Here is a 302-nt window from a genome sequence, read left to right as displayed (position 1 = left end):
TCTAAAGTACCGTCAATCACCAAGGCAGAACTATTGGAAATCGATGTTGCTGAACCTAGCTTGAGGGTGGCGCCATTATTAATGGTGGTGGTACCGGTGTAGGTGTTGGTATTACTCAGAGTGAGAATGCCTGTACCTGCTTTAGTCAGGCCACCTGCTCCACTACCAATCACGCCAGAGATAGTGGTATTGCCTGCTCCATCTACTGTTAGTAAGTTAGCACCATTGGTGAAGTTGCCGCTGAAGGTGGAAGCATTAGTAGTGTTGGCGTTATTAATAGTGGCAGCACCATTTAGGGTGAA

At 47.0% G+C, this 302-nt stretch carries 1 protein-coding gene; it reads right to left on the bottom strand.

The genetic code is table 11. The features are described 5' to 3' along the window. The coding region (locus tag ICN23_RS09930) for an autotransporter-associated beta strand repeat-containing protein (protein ID WP_216232091.1) at positions 1-302 on the bottom strand (302 nt) is incomplete at both ends.

It is taken from the genome of Polynucleobacter sp. MWH-Jannik1A5 (genome assembly GCF_018881795.1).
Taxonomy (GTDB): Bacteria; Pseudomonadota; Gammaproteobacteria; order Burkholderiales; family Burkholderiaceae; genus Polynucleobacter.
Note: the sequence above shows the minus strand (reverse complement) of the source record. Positions and strands in the feature narration are given on the sequence as shown.